The following is a 20,304-nucleotide window of genomic DNA, read 5'->3' as shown; positions in this document are numbered from 1 at the left end:
ACTGCCAACGTATGCGGCATGATCTCACCCGTTGCCGGAACTTCGCTCAATTTTTCTTTTTATCCGACATTCAGGCAGGCAATGATTTGAAACCCGCCCCAATCAGCCGCATTGGACGATTTTTTGATAACTGTCTTCCTGATGCACATCGCTGACGGGAACGACGTAAAACAACTCATTGCTGCGGACAAAGCGGTTGACCAAATCCCTATCGATATCAAATACATGATGACGCAAGCCGTTCAAGCCGCGGAATATCATGGTTTTCCAATCCGCATACCCGTTGGCGTTGGGGCGGATATCATTCATCGCGTCCAGCGCCAGCAGTTTGCGGTTCTGCTCTTCCTTGTTCAAAGGCAGGGAATACACGGAGTGGAAATGGAACGGCTGTCCGAACATCGGCGGCAGGCTCAACATCGAGCCGGACTTGCCGATCGGGAAATCGTCGCTCAAAAAATGCAGCGTATGCAAAAACAGCGAGCCTTTCCGATAATCCAATTGTTTCAACGCCTCAACCGCAGCAATCGTCGTATATTGATGGTCTTTGTGTGCGTCAATATTGGGCGACGGGCTGACGATGATGTCGGGCTGGAAGGTTTCGATAATATAGGCCAGATTATTGACCAAACCGCGCCAATTCGAACCGCCGTTCAAACCCTTGGACAAAGGCGAGGTATTGGCACGGCGGAACAGATTGACATCCGCCGTATCCAGTTTGGTCGACTTCACATCGGCATCGGGATTCTGCTTCATGACTTGCAATGTGCTGTCAAAATAGCCGAGCTGCAAAATGTTTTCAGACGACACCCCCGCCAAAAGCGGCACGGTCAGGCTGTTCCATACGCGCATCCTGCCCTTTTGCAGATACTGCGCCTGCATTTGCTCGGGATTGCGCGCATACAGATTGTTGTAATGGAAGCTGCCGCCCTCCCCTGCGGTAATCGTAACCACCAACGTATCGGCAGCATGTTTTTCATATAATCCGTAAGCCGCCAATTCCGCATCATCCGCATGGGGCGCAAGGACCAGGATTTTTTTACCGCTCAAACACTCGCGCGGATAAACCGACAATTCGACTTCCTGATCAGGCAGGGACACGCGGTTGCCGCTTAATGTAATTTTTCTGCTGCCGTCGTCGAAGGTATCGGTCAAATTGAGGTAGCGCGCGCCGTTGCCGCCATGTTCGACATACGCCCGCCATTCCCCGCGGTTGGTTTTGACGCCGATCCAAGGCATCACCAATCTGCCCAGCCAACCTGATTTCACGTTGATTCTGGCGATTACCGTATCATTTGCGCCGATGGTGTCGGGCAAGATCAGTTCGCCATCACGCAAACTGACTGTCGCCGACTTGGGCAATTGACCGTATTCGTAATCGCGGCTGACATCGTAAGCAAACCGTTTTCTGCGAATTGATGCCACGATAAAGGCAGCAATTACAAGCAGGCAAAGTATCATGCAAAACAATACTAGCAATAACATTTTATTCCCCTGTGATTATTTCCCGTATCTTATTATCTAAAAATGCGCCCGTCTTAACTTTCTAACAAACGGTCGTTTTAAAAACCAAACGTCATTTAAAAGAGTAATTTACAATTTGAAATCATACAGTTTCCAATTGCACAATCTCTTTATTTATAGTGGATTAAATTTAAATCAGGACAAGGCGACGAAGCCGCAGACAGTACAGATAGTACGGCAAGGCGAGGCAACGCCGTACTGGTTTAAAGTTAATCCACTATAATTTGAAAACTATTTTGCCCCTTACCTATCAAACTGTCCTAATAAACAAAATGGCTTCTTTGCACATCTCGAGTGACACCGACTATTGAGCCGACAATAAGGAAAAGGTCGTCTGAAGCCACCCGACTGATGATACAATTTCGCCTGAATATCCACTTCGGAACACGGTCATGAGTCTCTACGCCATCGCCCACATCATCCACCTCTATTGCGCCATCGCCTTTGTCGGCGGCGTATTTTTCGAAATGCTGGTTTTGTCCGTCATGCACACCGGCCGCGTCTCGCGCGAATCGCGCCGCGAAGTCGAACGTGCCATGTCCTACCGCGCCGTCCGCGTTATGCCGCCCGTCGTCATTACGCTTTTCATCAGCGGCATCGTCATGGTATTCAACCGATACCTGCCCTTTTTGAGCCAACCCTTCGCCACCTCATTCGGCACGCTCCTCACCCTCAAAATCCTGTTGGCAGTCAGCGTCCTCGTCCATTTCGCCATCGCCGTCGTCAAAATGGCACGGCGCACCCTGACCGTCGGCTGGTCCAAATACATCCACGCCGTCGTGTTTTCTCATATGCTGTTCATCGTATTTTTTGCCAAAGCCATGTTCTATCTGTCTTGGTAAGCTGTTTTCAGACGACCTATTTACCATCAGAGGTCGTCTAAAAGACAAAGAACGAACACAAAATAACACGCTGACAAATAGCGGCATTTGAAAGCAAAAAATCCGCATAACCCGCAAAACCAATATGACCAAATCAGCCGCGCTATCCCCTCTTTCTCATCAGCTGGGGCAGATTATTCAAAATTAAAAAGGTAACGAGGTTCATATAAAACCGATTTATTTCTTGCTTCCCAAGCCTGAGGAAATTTGTCTCTTTGAGCAAGAGTGAGCAAAAATGTTGTATCGCTAAAATCCATTCATAAGAAAAGGTCGTCTGAAAAAATTCAGACGACCTTTTCTATGGATAAGCAGCAAACCGACTCTGCTATTTTGTTGAGCTTATCAGCCTTTTATTCATATGCGTCATCATCATGCACGATGACCTTATTGACATAAACCGGATGCACTGACGTTTCTTCATTCACAACAGGAGGCTCTGTCTGTGACGTAGATGTTTCGGTAGCCATTGGCGTTGCCGACAGCGTGTTGTGTGCAGAATGCGTTTCTTCGTGTTGGATATCTACTTGCGGCGCCAAAGGCTCATGCTCTACCGATGGAGTCTCTTGCTTACCGGTTTCAGGCTTCAATTCGGATACGGTAGCGGTTTCTACCGGTTGACTTTCTGCCGGCAAAGCCACGGGAGCCACAGGCTCAGATACGGACGGATGCTCCTCTACATCAACCGCTTTTGTCGAAGCTTCTTCCGCTACCGGAGCTTGCGTAGTTGGCGTAGTTGGCGTAGTTTCTGTTGTTACCCGTGTTTCTACTGTTGCAGGTGCCTCCGTTTGGGCTGGTGTTTCTTCGGTTGCAGAAATTTCCGTCTTGGTTGGCAGCGTTTCTACCTTTTCAAGTGGTTCAAATCGGATTGGTGCTTCTACCGTTTCATGCGTTTCTGCTTTAGCTGACACTTCTACCGTTTCGGATGTTTCTGATTTGGTTGGTGCTTCTACCGTCTCAGATGTTTCTGCTTTGGCTGGTACTTCTACCGTCTCAGATGCTTCTGCTTTGGCAGCCGTATCAATTTCCTTGTTTTCTACGGCTTTTTTCTCGGTTGGCGCAGTTGTATTTGATACTGCCGGTGTCGCCGAGCCAGCAGTTGTGCGATCAGATTTCTCGGTATCTGTCTGTTTGGCATCCTCCGTTTTCACACTTTCTTTAACGAGGTCGTCTGAATTTGACTTGCCTTCAGACTTTTTACCGTCTTCCGATTGGTTAGTCTGTGTAACTTCAGGATAAGGAATCGACTCTTCTGACTTGCCTGCCGTTTCTTCCGGTTTGTCCTGTTCTGCCTTAGCTTGTTGGGACTCCGTAGCTTTTAATTTCGTATTGTCTTGTTTAGACTCAGGCTTGCCTCCTGTCGAACCTGATTTCTGCTGATTAAGCGGATACTCTCGAATAACGACTTCGGCAGGCGGAGTTTCGGTATGCGGCACATGACAGCTCTCGCCCATTTTGATGAAATCAATGCCTGAAATCAAAAAATTGGTGTTTTCCAGATTGCCTCTTAATCCGACATAGATTGGTGTGTTTTCAGGCGTATTTTTTCTGACGCTGATGATTTCCGCTGCGGCTTCATAGCCGTTTCCGCTACCGGGAAGCAAAGTGTAATTGTTTTTCAAATCACAACTTCGAATCCGGACATAATTGTTTTGAGTGACCAACATGCCTTCCAGCTCTTTGGCAAAGGCGGTTTGAGCGGTTGCTGAAAGCAACACGCCGCAAGTAAGGAAAATGTGTTTAACCATATTTTATTTCTTAATTTTCAAAGTAATCTATTCACACCAAAGAAAGCTTATGTCCGGCTGCGTTTAACGGAAACCGTCCCCTCAGGCATAAAATAAGTGTCTATTACTACCGCACCCACGTTTTCGATTTCGCATTCCAGCTGATAACACAAGACCATAATATTGTCTTTGGATTCAGTGAGATGGATATCCAAGTTCCTTAATCTCGGCTCGTATTTCAACAAGGTTTTTCTCATAAAATACCGCAAGTCATGCGCGCTGGACGGCAGGTTTTTATAAACCATGCTGAGATCGGGAATCCCATAATCCGGCAGATGTTTCAAGGAACCGCTCCTGCTGTTAAGAATGCGTTGGATATTGTCCAAAACACTGCGAACCAACTGGAAGCTGCCCGGCAGGTCATCTATCGGCAAACCGTCGGAATAAAATCCGGTCAGTTTCTCATAGAGTGCGGCATCCATTATTTGACTTTCTTGACCGTCTCTTGAAGCAGGACTTTGTTATCCACCAATTCGATAACGACCGGTTTTTTATTGGTCAGCTGCTTTTTGGTAATCAACATTTTCCAAGTCTGCTCTTCCCCTACTTTGTTATAGAAAGCGACGACGCCGACATATTTGGTGTCTTTATTCAGCGTTTCATCAAAGCTGATGGTTTCCCCCGGCCGGATGGTATATTGCTTGTAACCTTCTGCCAGATCGTTGCTCAAGATGGTTTTGTCTTGATTGAGCAAATCACGATATGAGGCAACTTCATAATTTTGCTTGTCTTTCAACTGATACACTCGGACGACTGTCGACAGCGACTGCCCGCGCTCGTTTTGATTCAAACCGTTTCGTGCAATCAGGTCGATTTTCAAAATCTTGAGTTTGGTATAAAAAACACTTTTCGTTGCTTCAACCGTTCCATCTTTCATGCCTTGCCAAATCCCGCATCCTGAAAGCATGGCGCATAAAAGGGCTAATGAGCAGACTGACGTAATTCTGGTTTTTTTATTCATGATTTTCCGTTTTCTTGAAGTTAGTTTGAGTAAGTATAGTTCGCTATTTTTATTTGTTTGTCTTGGTGCATCGCACCTAAACCGGTATTAATCCCCAATATTTGTTTTTTTTCCAAACGGCTTTTGGGTATCCATTGTTTTTTAATATTCAGGTAAACACTCGCATCAAAACGACGACCCAAATAGAGTTTTAATAATTCGAGCAATTTTTGGTGCAATTGCTGCTTTGGCAACAGAAGCTGCGCGTTGTCAAATGTATCGGGCGTAATTTCAATACGCACCAAATGACTGTAATCTTTTATCCGTCCGCCCAAAGATGCGCTTCCCCCGTCTAACCGCAAACCGGCTTTCCCCAGTTTGCGGTCCTTCTCCAAAATGACCCACTGCGGCTGGAACTCTTTTACTTTTACGTCGGCAAAGGGAAGAAGGTATCTGACGATACTGACAATCCCTTCTTTGGTTCGGGTTCGTTGGTAAAAAATACTGAACAGTCCCAAAATCCTGCTATCCAGCAGAGGATGCATGAATTTCCCGTTGACCATGCCTTGCCCGATTAGGTGCAAGAGAGAACGCGATAGGTCATCCTGCCCCTCCCGTTGAAACAGAAACGGATAACGGTATTTTTTCCATGCTTGGAAAAACAGGGTCGTGATTCGGTGGTTAAAAATATCTAAAAATGCCGCCAGGCTTTCACTGCCGTCTTTATGCGTCGCAATATCGTTCAGGAAGTAATCCGGCAAAACCGCATCGACACCGTACAAACCTAAAAATGTCGTCCTGACAGTCGGCAGATCGGCTTCTGCGTCATATTCAACCGAGGCGATTTCCCCGGAAGGGAAAGATAAAGACTTTACCCTTCTAAATCTTACGGTTGACTCGACAGCCTTTTCTTCACTTCCTTCGGCAAGGGTTTCTAAAACCCGGCAAAATTGGAAGAAATTCATCGTTGCCGCATTGCGTACAATAAACTCCCCCAATTTCTCTTGGAAGATTTCAGACGACCCGCTTTCGCGCTGCGCTTTATTTCTAGGAATCTCCCATAAGGGAAGCGTTTGCCTGTCGTTATTTTCTTTGGCGCTTTTGTGCGCCGTTTCTAAAACCGTGTGATAGTTGTTTTGCTGTCTTTCCATGTATATGTTTTCCCGGATGGCAGAGAAACAATGCTGAACCGGGTAAACAGGTTCAAATCAGCATACATTGCAAAAAATTCGTTCAATAATTCTCCGAACAAATAAATTTCCGCCTCACCGCTAAATGCGGTCGAATCAAATGTTACGGTAATATGAATTCCGCGGTGGACTGCGCCACGCTCGATTCTCTGTACTGTTTCATGTTTGACATCAACAATACCATTCAGTCTGCGCTTGTTCAGCTCGTCTTCAGTCCAGTCGTAAATGGACAATGCCCCTTTCAAACTGTCGACATTCAATAGTGATAAATAGTTGGGTGACAAATGGGACAATATGCGCCATTGGAATCTATCCTCTGTCGGCGGATAGCAAGACAATGTCGGCGTGGTAAGGTTTCTGACCATTTTGATATTTGGTTCGGCGATATCGTCGTCTTGAATCTGGGTCTCCCTCAGACTTTTACGCGGCAAAGCACCATTTGTCCCAACCACCTTCAATGAAAGCGTCTCGGTAGGCAATATATCTTTTCTATCCCACAACAATCCGCCAAGCATGATAAATGTTTCATGTCTTCCTGATACGCCTTGTTTGACTTTGGTATGGAAATACCTTTCCGGCGCATCATATTTCATCAATCCGCCACGATGCTGGAATGAGGAAAAAGGAATATAGGGGTAACGTTTGCCTGTTTCATGATTAACCGCCTCTACCTCTTCGACGGAATAAACTTCAACGGCCATACCTTCATGTAACAGCGGCTTCACCTGATATTCGAACGCCTTATGATCCACTCGGATAGGCTCTGCTTCCATATCAAACAGATTGATGGCAGGCACGCAGTTCAATTTCAAACAGTCAGGAGGGAATCGAAGCTCTGAAGGGTATTGCTTGGAAAGAACCACATTCACGCTAAACTCATTAATCCGTTCCGACCACGCTCCGGCATCGATGCCCACTAAATCAATAAAGAAAAACTTCTGTTTGAAACAAAAATATTCCAGCAATAGTTGATAGCCGCTAAAGCTGTTATTGACTTTCTCCCACAACCTTTCATCTTCAGCAAATCCGACTGCCTTAAACTGTATATTGCCGGCAGATGGCAATTCGGCATGATGCAGGCTGATTCGCGCTGTCTGATTCAACAAAGCATGACGCAATGCGAAGGCAATCGGTTCATCAGCGGAAATATAAATTCTGATTTTGGAAAAATCTAAATTCTCTTTCTGTATTTGCCGGTGGATACCGAAAGTTAATTTGATGACGCTTTGACCATTCGCATCATAATCCAACAATGTATGCAATATGCTCAAAGGTTGGAGCGCAACATCAGCAGTGGTCCGATACAAGCATCTGGTCAATCTATCGTTGATATTGATAGGTTCGGACTGAACGGACAATCCTTTTTTGACGACTTGCCCTCCTTGCAACTTTTTATTATCCGGAATCAATTCCAAAACAGTCAGGGAAGGAATCATCCTCAGATAATGCGGCCACAGCATATGGACCAACCCCTCCGTCAATTCCGGAAAGTCATCATCTAATTTTTGTCTGATTCTCCCTGTCAAAAAAGCAAAGCCTTCAAACAGTCTTTCTACATAAGGATCGCGCGTACCTACTCTGTCTAAATTCAGCATTGCGGCACGATCAGGATGGGCTTTTGAAAACTCTAATCCCGCCTCTTTGAGATACCGCATCTCTTCTTCATAATAGCGTAATGTGGGATCTGACATAATATATGCTTAATAAATTAATTCCAATGCACGGACAACATCTGCCTGCATCAACTCTGTCCGTAAAAATTCGAGCTGTCCGACTGCCTCAATATCTTTATTATCAAGGTTTTCACTTAATAGTTGATACCAAAGGGCATACACTTCAAACGTAAAATGCCTGTCCCACTCTTTAACTGTCAACACTTGCATCTGCTTCGAAGCCTGTTCCAACAGTTTCACTGCCCAGTCCGCCTTTTGGGCGCTTACAGCCAACCGAGCCATCATCAACCATTTCTTAACCTGCCCCGAACCTGTCTGCCACTCCGGTAATGTTTCCAACCAAGCAAATGCAGCGTCTAAACCGTGTTCTTGTATTTTCAACAGAGCCTGTTGCCAGTAACTTTCTTGATTTTCTATCTGAGATGGCGACGCTAACACTGCTTTTTGAATGGCTTGACTACTCGTCTGCTTGCGCGCGGACGACATGACCTTTTCTTCCAGCCATTTAAGCGTATCAGCCGATACGAACGGGAATCCGTTATCAAAACTCAAGCCGGTCAGGCCTTCGCATCGGGCCAATAAGGATTTCAACTCAAATAGCGACGACTCAACTTGGGAAAGATATAAACCACCTAGCGCCTGCTGACCTTGCCATGCGTAATATTGCAAATCCAGCCAATAGTGATTAGCACCTTCCAAAAAAGCCGCTTCCACTTTATCGAGCAAATCGCGCCATTGCTGCTCCTGAACCAAACGATTCAGGTTTGCCAATAAATCGGCCCTCGGAGCCTTCAACCGCGTCTGACCGTTTTGATGCGGAGGAATGCCGTTCAATCCGCCCCAACGGACGGCCCGAATCATCTTGTTTGCAGACCAATAACCATCATCCTGTTCTCTCAAGTAGGCAGCGTTAATCCTGACTTGGTCAAGCAAGGCTTTAGAAGAGTTAACCTTTGTGACAGTCAGACTTTCAGACGACCCTCGACTCTCTTGATGAATTTGCGGCGTTGCCACTTGCTCAACAGGCGCACTGGTCTCCTGATTTTGACTTGAACTTGTTGGAAAAGATGAAAAACGAACAGATGACTCTTCAAAATATTGCAACAATGGAAATAAGCTGGGGCGTACTACCTCTTCCCATCCCTCAAAGTAATTTTGCAACAACATCAAAGCCGATAATGTCCGCTTAAGCTCCGTAGAATCAGATAATCCCACGTTCTTAAGCGTATCCAGCACCCTTTCGCCGGACAACCAATTTAATGCATTACGTTTTTGTACAGGCTTTTTCGGCCACAGCGACTGATCGAATTTTTGCAGCAACCCGCACAAAATCTCCAAGCCGTCTGAAAAACCTGCCAAGCCTCTGTCTCTCAGTGAGGCAAAAATGTAATAGGTTGCTACCCTCAGATCTTTAGATTCACGCTTCAGCAGGCGTTCTGAAGCATCCAAAATCAATCGGTAGTCCATACCCGAAAGTTTGGCCAACTCAATCTTGATGGCTTCAAAATCATCTGTATAGGCGACATCCTCGCCGCAAGGATGGTCGTCTGAAACAGGCTCCAACCATTCTTGCCAGCGATGGATATTGTTATCGGTGATAGATGTACCTTCATCACCGAGTACCGGCTTTACCCATTGGGGTAATGTCATCATTATTTAACCTCAAAAATCTTATTCGGCAGATGGATATTTTTCAGATCCAACAGTCCCAACGGTCCTTTACCGGAATTGGTCCGCATATAGAAGCGCATCAATTTGTCTTTTTCCAGCGGGAATTCGACCAGGTAGGTACTTCCATCAATCGGTGTAACCCTGGATTTTTCAAGCATACGGATGAAACCGAAACGTCCGCTGATTTCCTGAGTTTTACGCATACCTTCTGCCTCGGTTTCCCAAGAAATACGCAAACCGGCATTGCTGACATCACCCGGCCATTTGAATGGCTTCCACTCTGTCTGTTGGTTGAAATAATTCAATGATTGACCATCAACAACCAAGTCGAATTGAACAATTCCCTGAGTAGACGTCGGCTTCAGCTCAAAGCTGTAACCACCTTCTCCGTTGACGAAGAAATCCTCAGAAATCGCACTCAATTTATTCAGCTGTTGCAACAATCCCGGATTGACTTTCAATTCGCTTCCCGGTGCCACAATCCATTGATTGCCTTGTTTGGTCAAAACACCTGCCAATTGGGTCGTTATAAACTGATTCAATGCGCCTTTGTTGATATCCAAGTATTTTGCCAATACGGGAATCGAAACTTCGGTTTCTGATTTGGCAAACGGATACCTGCCGCCCAACTCAGACTGCATAGGATTAACAAAATTGCTTGCCCACAGATTATTGATATCTTTTTGGGCCACGCCTGCAATCGAATCCCATACGGAATTAAATGGCAAGACAAAAACGTTGCGCGCAAACGGCAGCAATCTGTCGCCCACACCAGCCTCAATCAAACGTGCATACTGCATACCTTCAAGAAATTCATTGTCTCCGCCGTTCAAGACTCCTTGAACGGCCGATCTGGCTACACCACCGGTATCGGAAGAAGACGCCATTTGAATCAAACGTTGTTTAATGGTCGTCACTCGCTCAAGGTAACGTTGCAGGCTCAAATCGCTCTTCGGATTGATTTGCGCGTCAATCAATTGCAGCAGGTTTTCAAATTCTGCTTCCAACGGTCCTGCCAGATAATCATTGACTTTACCTTCCAGGGCGTTGATGTTTTCAGCCTGTGAATTTAATACCGTATCGGCAACCCTACGCGAGCGGGCAGACAGCTGTCTTGCCGCCGCACGTTTTGCAGCATCGGCAACCGCTGGATTTACGTCGATTTTTTTGCTGTCCAACTGGCTGCTTTCTTTTACAGCATGGAACAATGCCACCAATGGGGAACGCTGAGGATCTGCATAAACGTGGAACTGATTGACCGCATCCAAATTGGTCGTCCTTGGCTGCCATGTAATACTGTTCATCATGTCATACCAAGCCGCAGCATATTCTTTGAAATAACGCTCTTTCAGACTGTTGATCGCAGCTTCCGTTACCGGTGCCTGATGCAGGTTTCCACCCAGCACCCAGTCAGTATTCTTGCTGTCTTTAACAGCTTGGTCCAGAGCAGGTTTAACATATTTCTCCCAGCCTTCGACTGTATACACACGAGGCAAAGGTTTGCCGACATTCCAAATGCCTTTCAAATCCTTATTCAGCAGCTCTGCCAATGTGATGGTTTTCAGCTTGGCATCCGTACCTTGTACGATGCGTTTGTATAACTGTTCACTGCCTTGGTCGCGGTTGATCCAATCCACCAGAATCTGACGGCTTCGTGACACCAATTCAGGTTGCTCCGTTTCCAGCCAACCGGAATGGGTAGCCATGCGCGGCACGAAAAATTGAGCCAAAATTTGTGCATCTTTGGTAGAAACATTCTGTGCCGACAGCATTTCCACCAATTTTTTCGTCAGGAATTCAGCATCTTTTTTGTCTTTGGTTTTCTCTACATGGGACGTCAGCATCAAATATGCTTTCAGGTCTTGATAAGAACTGTCTTGCAGTTCGAAGTCGTCCGGAATCTGCCCTTCGAGCATAGTCAAACCATCCAACTTATTCGCAAAGAATACGGTAGCAGGACGGCTGACGACATCTTTAACCAAAATCCCGTATTTGCGATAAGCGGCAGCCAACAGCTCTTTTCTATGCTCATAGCCCAAAAACTTGGCTGTATATTGCAAGAAATCCCTGCCAGATTCCATTTCGGCAATACTTTGTTGCAGTTTGATTAAGGCTGCAACTTTTTCCGAGCGTGATTTTGCCTTCTGAACACTTTCCAAATCAGCATTCAGACGACCTATATCTTGATAACTGCTGTGCGCACCCACTGCAAACACACTACCGACCAACAAGGCTACGGCACTCATTGCCAGATAGGTTTTTTCCGTTTTGGACAAATGCAGTTTTTTACCTGAACCCAAAACAGACAGATCGTTAAACGCACGGTAAATCAAATCTCCTGATTGTTCAGGATTATTGGTTTGAACAAACGAAACGCCGGCAACTGTATCCAGTTTTCCCAAACTCCGTTTTTCAGCAGCAATATGATCTGCCAAAGCCTGACTTTGAGAGGGCAACGTCGCAGACAGTTTTGCAATAGGTGTTTGGCGCAAATCTTCCTCAATCAGCTGCGTACCCACTGGTGCCAACTGGTTGGCAAACTGATCCAATTCTTTCGCCAACTCCGTTGCCGATACAGTCGAACCATATTTCAAAGCATGGCTGATGGCTGAAGGCATTTCATCGGCTTCATTGGTCAGATACACCTGATTAATCGGCAGCTTCCATCCGAGCTTTTTCATCAACTCGGTCAATTGCGCAGCATTTTCATGAATTGAGGATTTTGCTTGAAGCGAAACAATGCCTTCGGCAGGACGTTTACCCACGCCCCTCAGATATTGCCAACCGCCCGCAGGCTCCATAGCCTGTGCATCAATCCAAATAGCCGATGCAGTTTCTACCCACAACTGACGGCGGATATCCGGCAAAGAGGCTTCCAGCAAAGCAGTATCTTGAGTGACCACAAAAATCCAAGGCTTACGGTGTTTTTTATATTGCTTGGTCAGCAAGTGGATATGCCTCAACTGCTCCCAGCGTTCCGACACGCCGATCAAATGGGTAGATTCCGCACTGTCACCGCTTAAATCTTCGGGATTCAGATGCTTCAAATTGGAATGTCTGTCAGACACGCCAGACCAAAGCATTCGTGTCAACAGAGGGATAAAGAATATTAATGAGGTCACTACCGTGATACACGCCCACACAACCGCTTTGGCTGCAGATGTATCGATTCCGAATTTATGACCTAAAAAGTAGAGTAAGACTGCACTGACGATGCTTAGAATAATAACCACTATGCCAGTAAAAATTGGCTTCATAATAACTTCCGAAAAATAAACTTAAAATCTAAAAACTTAATCTGTATTTTGAATATCAGAACTTTTGAATTATTAAGATGAAAGGCTTTTTGCCAAACCTGCCCCGAATCAGGCATGCACCCCTAAAAACCTGCGACCCTAAAAGGATTATGCAATTTTGTATCTTATTTCAGACAATCCGGCACTTTAGCTCCTTGCAGATTCCATTCCCCTTAGTCGCTTCCGACAGTCGGCATACTGCTGATCAAAGCGCAGCCGCATGCAGTTTTACAACCGTCCACAGCGACATCGCGCCCTTTAAACGACATATATTGACTGCCTTCGATAATCGGATTGGTGCCATGCCCGGGTATGGGGCAAGAAACCAAATCGCCTACCAGAGCGGCAGGCTTTCCTTCAATGACCATATCCGAAGACGCTTGAACCACAACACCTCCATGAGTAGTCGCATCTCCCAGCCTGATAATACCTTTCATAGTTTTTTACCTTTTTAAAAAATTTACTTATCATATCAAAAAATAAATAAATTAGTAACTACCGTTAAATATCAAATTCATACCGCTTATCAAACGGGTTATAACGCGGGCAAAATTACGATGGTTTGAATGCCAATCAATTTTTTAAAATAATGAATAAAGCCATTGCCATTCAAATATTTATGACAACTTAAGTTCATACCGAATCAAAATAGGATAAAGCCCGACCGGTTTTAAAATTAATCCGCTCTAGAAAAAATAAACAAAACAATTTTCAGACGACCTCTTGAGGCAACCTCTTGAAGTAACCTGACTTGCTCATTTCAAAAATGAATTAACCGTCCACCATGGGACGGTTTTAAGTTTGAGGATAGGAGATTTAAGGAGAAAAGTGTTTCAAGGGCGGACTTCTTCAAGCTATAGTGGATTAAATTTAAATCAGGACAAGGCGACGAAGCCGCAGACAGTACAGATAGTACGGAACCGATTCACTTGGTGCTTCAGCACCTTAGAGAATCGTTCTCTTTGAGCTAAGGCGAGGCAACGCCGTAATGGTTTAAAGTTAATCCACTATATTTTTACGCTTAAAGAGGTCGTTTGATGAGAAACCCGTAGCCGTTATCGAGCGATAATCACGCTCTAGGGCGCGACGACGGGCGGCGGATAGCCGTGTGCGTCAATTTCAGACGAGGCGAGCCACGGGGTATGGACGAGGTTGACGGGTAAGTGCGCCAATTCGGGGATGTGGCGGCGGACGAATGTGCCGTCGGGATCAAGCCGGCGGGCGGTTTGGATAATATCGAGGGAACGTCGGCGGGCATTGTGGGCGGCGGTTTGCCAGTTGCCCTCGTTCAGCGCAGGATCAAAATCGGTTTGCTGCGCGGCGAACCAGGCGATGCCGTGTTCGGACGGCTGATGCAGGATGCCGCACAAAAATTCTGCCGTCAGGGAACGCAGGGCGGGATGCAGCCAGCCGCCCGATTTCAGGCTGCGCATGGCGGCATCGATAAGCGGGAAACCTGTTTTCCCCTGCCGCCAGCGTTCCGTCAGGTCGTCTGAAAACGGCGCAGATTCGGCAGCAGATTCAGGCTCGATGCGGGCGCGGTGGTAAGCAAGCTGCTGATAGAAATCGCGCTGAATCAAGTTGTCCAACCAAGCATCTGCGCCCTGCCCTGAGGCTTCTGCCGCCAACACGCGCGGCGAAATGCAGCCTGCGCTCAAATACGCACTCAATCGACTGGTGCCTTTCCTGGCGGGAAAATCCTTCATAATCGGATAAAACCCGATATTTTCTTCAAACTGCCGCCATTGTTTGCCCGCTTCATCTTCTCCGCCGCGCTGCGCAGAAACCATATCCTGCTGCCCGTTCCACGCAGGAAATGACGGCATTTCAACAGAGGTCGTCTGAAAAATTTCAGCGCGTCTGCCTCCCACATCCTGCCCGCCGAACCGCTGCCGAAACAAAGCCAGCCACGCTTCTTTATAATGCGGGAAGTCGGTATAAGGCGCGCCGTGACTGCCCATGATTTCTGCCTTGGCGAATATGGCACGGTCGTTAACACGCTCGAACGCAACGCCTTGTTCATCCAAAATCCGCCAAATGCGGTTATCTTGCCCGATTTCAGACGACGTATAGGCTTCGTCTGCAATTACGGTCTGAACATTCAACCGCGTCGCCAAAGCAGGCAATTCTTCCACACGGTTCACCGCATACAAAGCCACGCCACGGGCCGCCAGCAAGCCATGCAAAGCCGCCGCCGCCTGATAACGAAACCAATCCTGACGCGGATTGGGGATTTCAGACGACCTCTGCGCCACCCACACGCCTGCCACAGGCAATCCCCGCTTCACGGCGGCGGACAACGCGGCGTTGTCGCGTATGCGCAGGTTGCGGCGGAACCAGACCAATGTATGTGCTTGCATGGCGATGTCGTCTGAAAGGGATAAGGCGTTTGATTTTAGCAGAAATTTTACAGCCCGAAGAAGGAGGAGGAATACGGGAAGGTCGTCTGAAAATCTAGGGCGTGCCATTCGCAAAAGCTGTTTGCTGTTTCAAACTGTGCGATACTCCCTATTCCGAACCTGCCTTAAACCCTGCTCTCCTACTCTGCTCGAATAATCTGCACGCCACAGGTCCGTTGTCCTGACCCATCCTATCGCTCAAAAAATGCTAAACATCGCACACGCTTTCAGACGCCCCCTCATCGCCCCGTCTTCCGACATTGCCGTTCGTCATACCATATCCCATCCTTTCCCCATTTCCGTTATATTCCGTCACTTTGCAAATCTGAAGGTCGTCTGAAAATATGTTGGGCAAACTGGATACTTGGCTGATGGAACACCCGAAACGGGATGATTTGCACGGTTGGCGTCGTTTTGCGGTCGAATTCTGGTTTTTCGGACTGAAAGAAGCGCGCGCCTGTTTGTTTGCAGGTTTGTTTTTCATTGCCATGTTCCTGATTCCGAAAACAGGCTGGCTGGGGATTTCGCGCTATGACCTGCTGCTGATTTTTGCAGTCTCCGTGCAGGCTGCGATGCTGTATTTCAAGCTGGAAACGTGGGACGAAGTGAAATCGATTACGCTGTTTCACTTGGTGGGCTTTGCTTTGGAGTGGTTCAAGACATCGGGCGACATCCAGTCTTGGAGCTATCCGGACGAGGCATACACCAAAATCGGCGGCGTGCCGCTGTTTGCAGGCTTTATGTATGCGGCGGTCGGCAGCTACATCATCCAGGCTTGGCGGCTCTTTAATATCAGAATCAAAAGTCATCCGCCGTATTGGTTGAGCACATTGTGCGCGCTGGCAATTTACGTCAATTTTTTCACTCATCACTATCTCGGCGACTACCGCTGGTATCTCGCCGCATTCGCGCTCGGGCTTTATGCACGGACAACTGTTTTATACACGCCCTATGACACTACCCGAAAAATGCCGCTTCTGCTGTCTTTCGTCCTGATCGGTTTTTTCATTTGGCTGGCGGAAAACTTAGGGACTTTGTTCGGCGTTTGGCGTTATCCCAACCAAATCGGCGCATGGGCATCGGTACACATCAGCAAATGGAGTTCGTGGGCTTTGCTGGTGATAATGACGTTTACCATCGTAGCGAATTTAAAACACGTCAAACACACCATCAGCGTTTCTAAAGACTAAGGGATACCGTCAGACGAATACTGATTTCCACACGGTCAATCATGAGAGCATGCCGTATTACCCCCTTCCCCTTTTCAGACGACCCCCATCCCATTAAACTAAACCTCCATATTTAAAGTCCACCCAACGGAGAAATCATGAATCAAAAAATCAAAGCTGGCATCGTCGGCGCAACAGGCTACACCGGCGTAGAACTGCTCCGCCTGCTCAGCACGCACCCCAATGTCGAAGTAACCGCCATTACCAGCAGGAGCGAAGCGGGCATTGCCATTGCCGATTACTTTCCCAGTTTGCGCGGCATTTATGACTTAACCTTCCAAACGCCGGATCAAGCCCGACTGGATCAATGTGACGTCGTGTTCTTTGCCACGCCCAACGGCGTCGCCATGAAAGAAGCACCCGCGCTTCTGAACCAAAACGTCCGTATCGTCGACCTATCCGCCGACTTCCGCATCCAAGACATCCCGACATGGGAACAATGGTACGGCATGCGCCACGCCAGCCCCGATATTATCCCGCAAGCCGTATACGGATTAAGCGAAATGAACCGCGACGCCATTGCCAACGCACGCATCGTCGCCAACCCCGGTTGCTATCCCACCTGCGTTTCACTGCCCTTATTGCCTTTGTTGCAACAAGGTCGTCTGAAAGCACACATGCCATTGATTGCCGACTGCAAATCCGGCGTCTCCGGCGCAGGGCGCAAGGGCAACATCGGTTCACTCCTCTGCGAAGCGGGCGACAATTTCAAAGCATACGGTATCGGCGGACACCGCCACCTTCCCGAAATCAAACAAACCATCCGAACATTGCAGGCAGACATTGCCGATGGTTTTGTCTTCACTCCGCACCTCACACCCATGATACGCGGTATGCACGCAACCCTTTACCTGCATCTTGAGGACGGTTGCCATCCTGAAGAGATACTTCGCGAATACTATCGGGACAGCCCCTTTGTCGACATCCTTCCTGCCGGTTCCACACCCGAAACACGCAGCGTCCGCGGAGCCAATTTGTGCCGCATCAGCATCCAGCAAGCGCCGCAATCCGACGTTTGGATTGCCTTGTCCGTCATCGATAATTTAGTGAAAGGCGCAGCAGGACAAGCCATTCAAAACATGAACATCATGTTCGGTTTTGACGAACAACTCGGTCTGCAAAACGCCCCACTACTTCCCTGATGTATACGGTCATTCCGAACAAGAGGGATTTTCATCCATACGTAAAGGGGTCGTCTGAAAACCACTCACGCCGTTTTCAGACGACCCCTCATCAACAACCGCAATAGCAAATGCCTTCCAAATCACAAATCTAAAGAATTTCTAGTCGGTGAACTTCGACCACACGGCGCATGCCTACCCCGTCCGTCCATTATATAGTGGATTAAATTTAAATCAGGACAAGGCGACGAAGCCGCAGACAGTACAGATAGTACGGAACCGATTCACTTGGTGCTTCAGCACCTTAGAGAATCGTTCTCTTTGAGCTAAGGCGAGGCAACGCCGTAATGGTTTAAAGTTAATCCACTATACAAACTCAAAAATTCCCCGCCTCCAGATTTAGAGCTTCATAACAGCAGCCTCACAGCCACTCACTCATACACAATACCGGCAACCAATTCTTCTTCATTCAAATTGCCGTACTGCTGCTCCCAATCATGCGAAGCCTCAACCGTATCACACTCGCGCGCAAATACTTGCTGCTGCCCGTTCATATTTTCCAAAACCAAATTATTCAACTGCTCGCACTCTTGTGCCGAAACGCTGATATCAGATTGATGCGCTTGCGAATAGCTGAAAGGAAACGCCAAAAAACCCAATACAAAAGCAGTCAGAACCAACCAAGCATTTTTACGATAACGAGTCATTTTCACAGCCTCCAACAAAATCTAAAACACATTCAAATAAAACATAATTCAGTCTAAAAAATCAGATTAATCAGAATAAAGCATCAAAACTGAGATACAAATTAAAAATAAAAGTATTTTTGAACCGAAATTATTCGATTAATCTAACAATAAGCACATAATACTCAGAAAAAACAAAAACAGCAATACTTTTTCTTAGCATAACTAATATTTTTCTTACAATTTGATAAAAACTAAGGTAAAATACACATTAACCATTTAAAGTGTATTAAAAATCACACTTAAACCAAAGGAACAACATGGATACCTTTAAAGACAGACTGGCTTTTCTATGGAAAGATGAAGCACGACAAGCCAAAATCGCGGCCGATATCGATATGACCATCGCCGGCTTCAGCCGCATCTGGAACGAGGGCGGATTACCCAAATCCGAAACCCTGAAAAAAATCAAACAGCTCAAAGGATGCAGCATAGACTGGCTTCTGACGGGAGAAGGAGAGCCGTTTCCCAATACCGAGCCGCCTAAAGCCACCGCTTACGACACTTTGGGCAATCCGGTCGATATTGACGAATTTATCTTCGTTCCGCGCTACGACATCCATGCCGCCGCAGGACACGGACAGCTTGTCGGCGATGAAAAACCCATGTTTACCATGGCATTCCGCCGTTACTGGATTGAAAACTACGTTACCCGCGACACCAAAAACCTGTCGGTCATTTCCGTCAAAGGCGACTCTATGGAAGGCGTCCTGAACGACGGGGATACCATCCTCATCAACCGCAGCGAAACCACCCCGCGCGATGGGTTATATGTTCTGCGTATCAATGAAAATCTTTTGGTGAAACGGCTGCAAGTCATACCCGGCGGCATCGTCAACGTCATCTCCGCCAACGAAGCCTATCCGGCCTTTGAAATCGATTTAAACAAAATGACCGAAGATGTTGCCATCATCGGCCGCGTGGAATGGTTTGGACGGATTATCTGATCTGCGTTGTATTCAGACGACCTGAATTCATGTTTTCCTATTTTTTAACAGGACGGACGGTGTAAAGGCTGTCCGCCTGCCTATTGAAATTTTTCGAGATTGCAGCCATGTAAGCGGTTGACAGATATTGCCGCCCGACCCGCAACACCCTCTTCTTGCTTCAAGAATCCGTTTGCGCGACAATACTGGCAATATTTATATAAAAGGAATCACATCATGTCAGACGAAAGCCCTATCATTTTTACAGAAAGCTGCTGCACCAAAGTAGCTGATTTAATTGCCGAAGAAAACAATCCCGACTTGAAACTGCGCGTATTCGTCAACGGCGGCGGCTGCTCAGGCTTCCAATACGGTTTTACCTTTGACGAAATCAAAAACGATGACGATTTTGAAATCCAAAAAAACGGGCTGACTTTCTTGGTCGATCCGATGAGCTATCAATATTTGGTCGGCGCGGAAATCGACTACACCGAAAGCCTGCAAGGTTCCCAATTCGTTATCCGCAATCCGAATGCGGAGACCACTTGCGGTTGCGGTTCTTCATTTTCCGTCTAATACGCCGTTTTCTAAAAAAGGCCGTCTGTTCACTCAGGCGGCCTTTTAGATTGATATGCTTTCAAAGCAATAACATCTATCTTATAGTCAATTAAAAACAAAATAGTACAATACTCAACTTTGAAGGTTTAACCATGGCATACTCTGCGGACTTAAGGAACAAAGCTTTAAACTATTACGAACAATGCAAAAACATCAGCCAAACCGCAGCAACGTTTAACCTGTCAAGAAACACGCTTTACCTGTGGATTCGCCTTAAAAAGCAAACAGGCAGCCTAAAACATCAAGTCACCGGTCTAAATGCCGTCAAATTGGATAGGCAAAAACTGGCTCAATATGTTGGGCAACACC

Annotated in this window: 17 protein-coding genes; 6 read left to right on the top strand and 11 right to left on the bottom strand. The window is 46.9% G+C overall.

From position 1 onward, the window contains the following. Positions 1–102: 102 nt before the first annotated feature. Positions 103–1,482, bottom strand: a complete 1,380-nt coding sequence (locus HMPREF1028_RS00300; RefSeq protein WP_009310845.1) for a PIG-L family deacetylase — start codon at positions 1,480–1,482, stop codon at positions 103–105. 431 nt (positions 1,483–1,913) lie between these two features. Between HMPREF1028_RS00300 and HMPREF1028_RS00295 the strand changes: the two genes are divergently transcribed. Continuing rightward, entirely contained in the window at positions 1,914–2,363 is a 450-nt protein-coding gene (locus tag HMPREF1028_RS00295) for a membrane protein (RefSeq protein ID WP_003758410.1), read from the top strand. A 389-nt stretch (positions 2,364–2,752) separates the two neighbouring features. On the opposite strand, the gene HMPREF1028_RS00290 is transcribed toward HMPREF1028_RS00295, so the two are convergent. The 9 genes from HMPREF1028_RS00290 to HMPREF1028_RS00250 form a co-directional block, all read right to left on the bottom strand. After that, the gene (locus HMPREF1028_RS00290) at positions 2,753–4,147 is read right to left on the bottom strand and encodes a hypothetical protein (RefSeq protein WP_009310844.1); all 1,395 of its coding nucleotides are present in this window, start codon (positions 4,145–4,147) and stop codon (positions 2,753–2,755) included. Positions 4,148–4,194: 47 nt separating this feature from the next. Further along, on the bottom strand, positions 4,195–4,608 hold the full coding sequence (gene tssE / locus HMPREF1028_RS00285) for a type VI secretion system baseplate subunit TssE (protein ID WP_003758401.1): 414 nt from the start codon (positions 4,606–4,608) through the stop codon (positions 4,195–4,197). Next, positions 4,608–5,147, bottom strand: coding sequence for a type VI secretion system lipoprotein TssJ (gene tssJ, locus HMPREF1028_RS00280; protein WP_003765178.1), 540 nt, complete (start codon positions 5,145–5,147; stop codon positions 4,608–4,610). The genes tssE and tssJ overlap by 1 nt, the downstream gene beginning before the upstream one ends. Positions 5,148–5,167: 20 nt before the next feature. Continuing rightward, positions 5,168–6,277, bottom strand: coding sequence for a type VI secretion system baseplate subunit TssG (tssG, locus tag HMPREF1028_RS00275; RefSeq protein WP_009310843.1), 1,110 nt, complete (start codon positions 6,275–6,277; stop codon positions 5,168–5,170). Further along, positions 6,241–8,007 carry a type VI secretion system baseplate subunit TssF gene (gene tssF, locus HMPREF1028_RS00270; RefSeq protein ID WP_009310842.1) on the bottom strand — a complete coding sequence of 589 codons (1,767 nt, stop codon included), beginning with the start codon at positions 8,005–8,007 and terminating at the stop codon, positions 6,241–6,243. Before tssF ends, tssG begins: the two co-directional genes overlap by 37 nt. Positions 8,008–8,016: 9 nt before the next feature. Further along, a complete protein-coding gene (gene tssA, locus HMPREF1028_RS00265) occupies positions 8,017–9,642 on the bottom strand; it encodes a type VI secretion system protein TssA (RefSeq protein ID WP_009310841.1) in 1,626 nt (541 codons plus the stop codon). After that, positions 9,642–12,917: an ImcF-related family protein gene (locus HMPREF1028_RS00260; protein ID WP_009310840.1), complete on the bottom strand. Its 3,276-nt coding sequence runs from the start codon at positions 12,915–12,917 to the stop codon at positions 9,642–9,644. The genes tssA and HMPREF1028_RS00260 overlap by 1 nt, the downstream gene beginning before the upstream one ends. 212 nt (positions 12,918–13,129) lie before the next feature. Further along, positions 13,130–13,393, bottom strand: a complete 264-nt coding sequence (locus tag HMPREF1028_RS00255; protein WP_009310839.1) for a PAAR domain-containing protein — start codon at positions 13,391–13,393, stop codon at positions 13,130–13,132. A gap of 639 nt (positions 13,394–14,032) precedes the next feature. Beyond that, complete coding sequence (locus HMPREF1028_RS00250) at positions 14,033–15,316, bottom strand: deoxyribodipyrimidine photo-lyase (protein WP_009310838.1); 1,284 nt, start codon at positions 15,314–15,316, stop codon at positions 14,033–14,035. Between the two features lie 383 nt (positions 15,317–15,699). On the opposite strand from HMPREF1028_RS00250, the gene HMPREF1028_RS00245 reads away from it, so the two are divergent. Both HMPREF1028_RS00245 and argC read left to right on the top strand, forming a co-directional pair. Then, positions 15,700–16,545 (top strand): DUF817 domain-containing protein, encoded by an 846-nt coding sequence (locus tag HMPREF1028_RS00245; RefSeq protein ID WP_009310837.1) that lies wholly within the window; start codon positions 15,700–15,702, stop codon positions 16,543–16,545. A gap of 137 nt (positions 16,546–16,682) precedes the next feature. Further along, positions 16,683–17,726, top strand: coding sequence for an N-acetyl-gamma-glutamyl-phosphate reductase (argC, locus tag HMPREF1028_RS00240; protein WP_009310836.1), 1,044 nt, complete (start codon positions 16,683–16,685; stop codon positions 17,724–17,726). Positions 17,727–18,136: 410 nt separating this feature from the next. Here the strand turns inward: argC and HMPREF1028_RS00235 are convergent, their stop codons facing one another. Continuing rightward, the gene (locus HMPREF1028_RS00235) at positions 18,137–18,412 is read right to left on the bottom strand and encodes a hypothetical protein (RefSeq protein ID WP_003758370.1); all 276 of its coding nucleotides are present in this window, start codon (positions 18,410–18,412) and stop codon (positions 18,137–18,139) included. A gap of 299 nt (positions 18,413–18,711) precedes the next feature. Between HMPREF1028_RS00235 and HMPREF1028_RS00230 the strand changes: the two genes are divergently transcribed. The 3 genes from HMPREF1028_RS00230 to HMPREF1028_RS14265 all read left to right on the top strand — a co-directional run. Next, positions 18,712–19,398, top strand: a complete 687-nt coding sequence (locus HMPREF1028_RS00230; RefSeq protein WP_003758368.1) for a helix-turn-helix transcriptional regulator — start codon at positions 18,712–18,714, stop codon at positions 19,396–19,398. Between the two features lie 216 nt (positions 19,399–19,614). Continuing rightward, on the top strand, positions 19,615–19,953 hold the full coding sequence (erpA, locus tag HMPREF1028_RS00225) for an iron-sulfur cluster insertion protein ErpA (protein WP_003758366.1): 339 nt from the start codon (positions 19,615–19,617) through the stop codon (positions 19,951–19,953). A gap of 134 nt (positions 19,954–20,087) precedes the next feature. Next, the coding region (locus HMPREF1028_RS14265; protein WP_009310835.1) for an IS630 transposase-related protein at positions 20,088–20,304 on the top strand (217 nt) is incomplete at its 3' end.

It is taken from the genome of Neisseria sp. GT4A_CT1 (assembly GCF_000227275.1).
Taxonomy (GTDB): domain Bacteria; phylum Pseudomonadota; class Gammaproteobacteria; order Burkholderiales; family Neisseriaceae; genus Neisseria.
This window is presented reverse-complemented; position numbering and strand designations above follow the sequence as displayed.

Excerpts from the sequence above, each read along its gene's own strand:
- HMPREF1028_RS00300 (WP_009310845.1), bottom strand. The coding sequence starts at position 1,482 with ATGTTATTGCTAGTATTGTTTTGCATGATACTTTGCCTGCTTGTAATT.
- HMPREF1028_RS00295 (WP_003758410.1), top strand. The coding sequence starts at position 1,914 with ATGAGTCTCTACGCCATCGCCCACATCATCCACCTCTATTGCGCCATC.
- HMPREF1028_RS00290 (WP_009310844.1), bottom strand. The coding sequence starts at position 4,147 with ATGGTTAAACACATTTTCCTTACTTGCGGCGTGTTGCTTTCAGCAACC.
- tssE (WP_003758401.1), bottom strand. The coding sequence starts at position 4,608 with ATGGATGCCGCACTCTATGAGAAACTGACCGGATTTTATTCCGACGGT.
- tssJ (WP_003765178.1), bottom strand. The coding sequence starts at position 5,147 with ATGAATAAAAAAACCAGAATTACGTCAGTCTGCTCATTAGCCCTTTTA.
- tssG (WP_009310843.1), bottom strand. The coding sequence starts at position 6,277 with ATGGAAAGACAGCAAAACAACTATCACACGGTTTTAGAAACGGCGCAC.
- tssF (WP_009310842.1), bottom strand. The coding sequence starts at position 8,007 with ATGTCAGATCCCACATTACGCTATTATGAAGAAGAGATGCGGTATCTC.
- tssA (WP_009310841.1), bottom strand. The coding sequence starts at position 9,642 with ATGATGACATTACCCCAATGGGTAAAGCCGGTACTCGGTGATGAAGGT.
- HMPREF1028_RS00260 (WP_009310840.1), bottom strand. The coding sequence starts at position 12,917 with ATGAAGCCAATTTTTACTGGCATAGTGGTTATTATTCTAAGCATCGTC.
- HMPREF1028_RS00255 (WP_009310839.1), bottom strand. The coding sequence starts at position 13,393 with ATGAAAGGTATTATCAGGCTGGGAGATGCGACTACTCATGGAGGTGTT.
- HMPREF1028_RS00250 (WP_009310838.1), bottom strand. The coding sequence starts at position 15,316 with ATGCAAGCACATACATTGGTCTGGTTCCGCCGCAACCTGCGCATACGC.
- HMPREF1028_RS00245 (WP_009310837.1), top strand. The coding sequence starts at position 15,700 with ATGTTGGGCAAACTGGATACTTGGCTGATGGAACACCCGAAACGGGAT.
- argC (WP_009310836.1), top strand. The coding sequence starts at position 16,683 with ATGAATCAAAAAATCAAAGCTGGCATCGTCGGCGCAACAGGCTACACC.
- HMPREF1028_RS00235 (WP_003758370.1), bottom strand. The coding sequence starts at position 18,412 with ATGACTCGTTATCGTAAAAATGCTTGGTTGGTTCTGACTGCTTTTGTA.
- HMPREF1028_RS00230 (WP_003758368.1), top strand. The coding sequence starts at position 18,712 with ATGGATACCTTTAAAGACAGACTGGCTTTTCTATGGAAAGATGAAGCA.
- erpA (WP_003758366.1), top strand. The coding sequence starts at position 19,615 with ATGTCAGACGAAAGCCCTATCATTTTTACAGAAAGCTGCTGCACCAAA.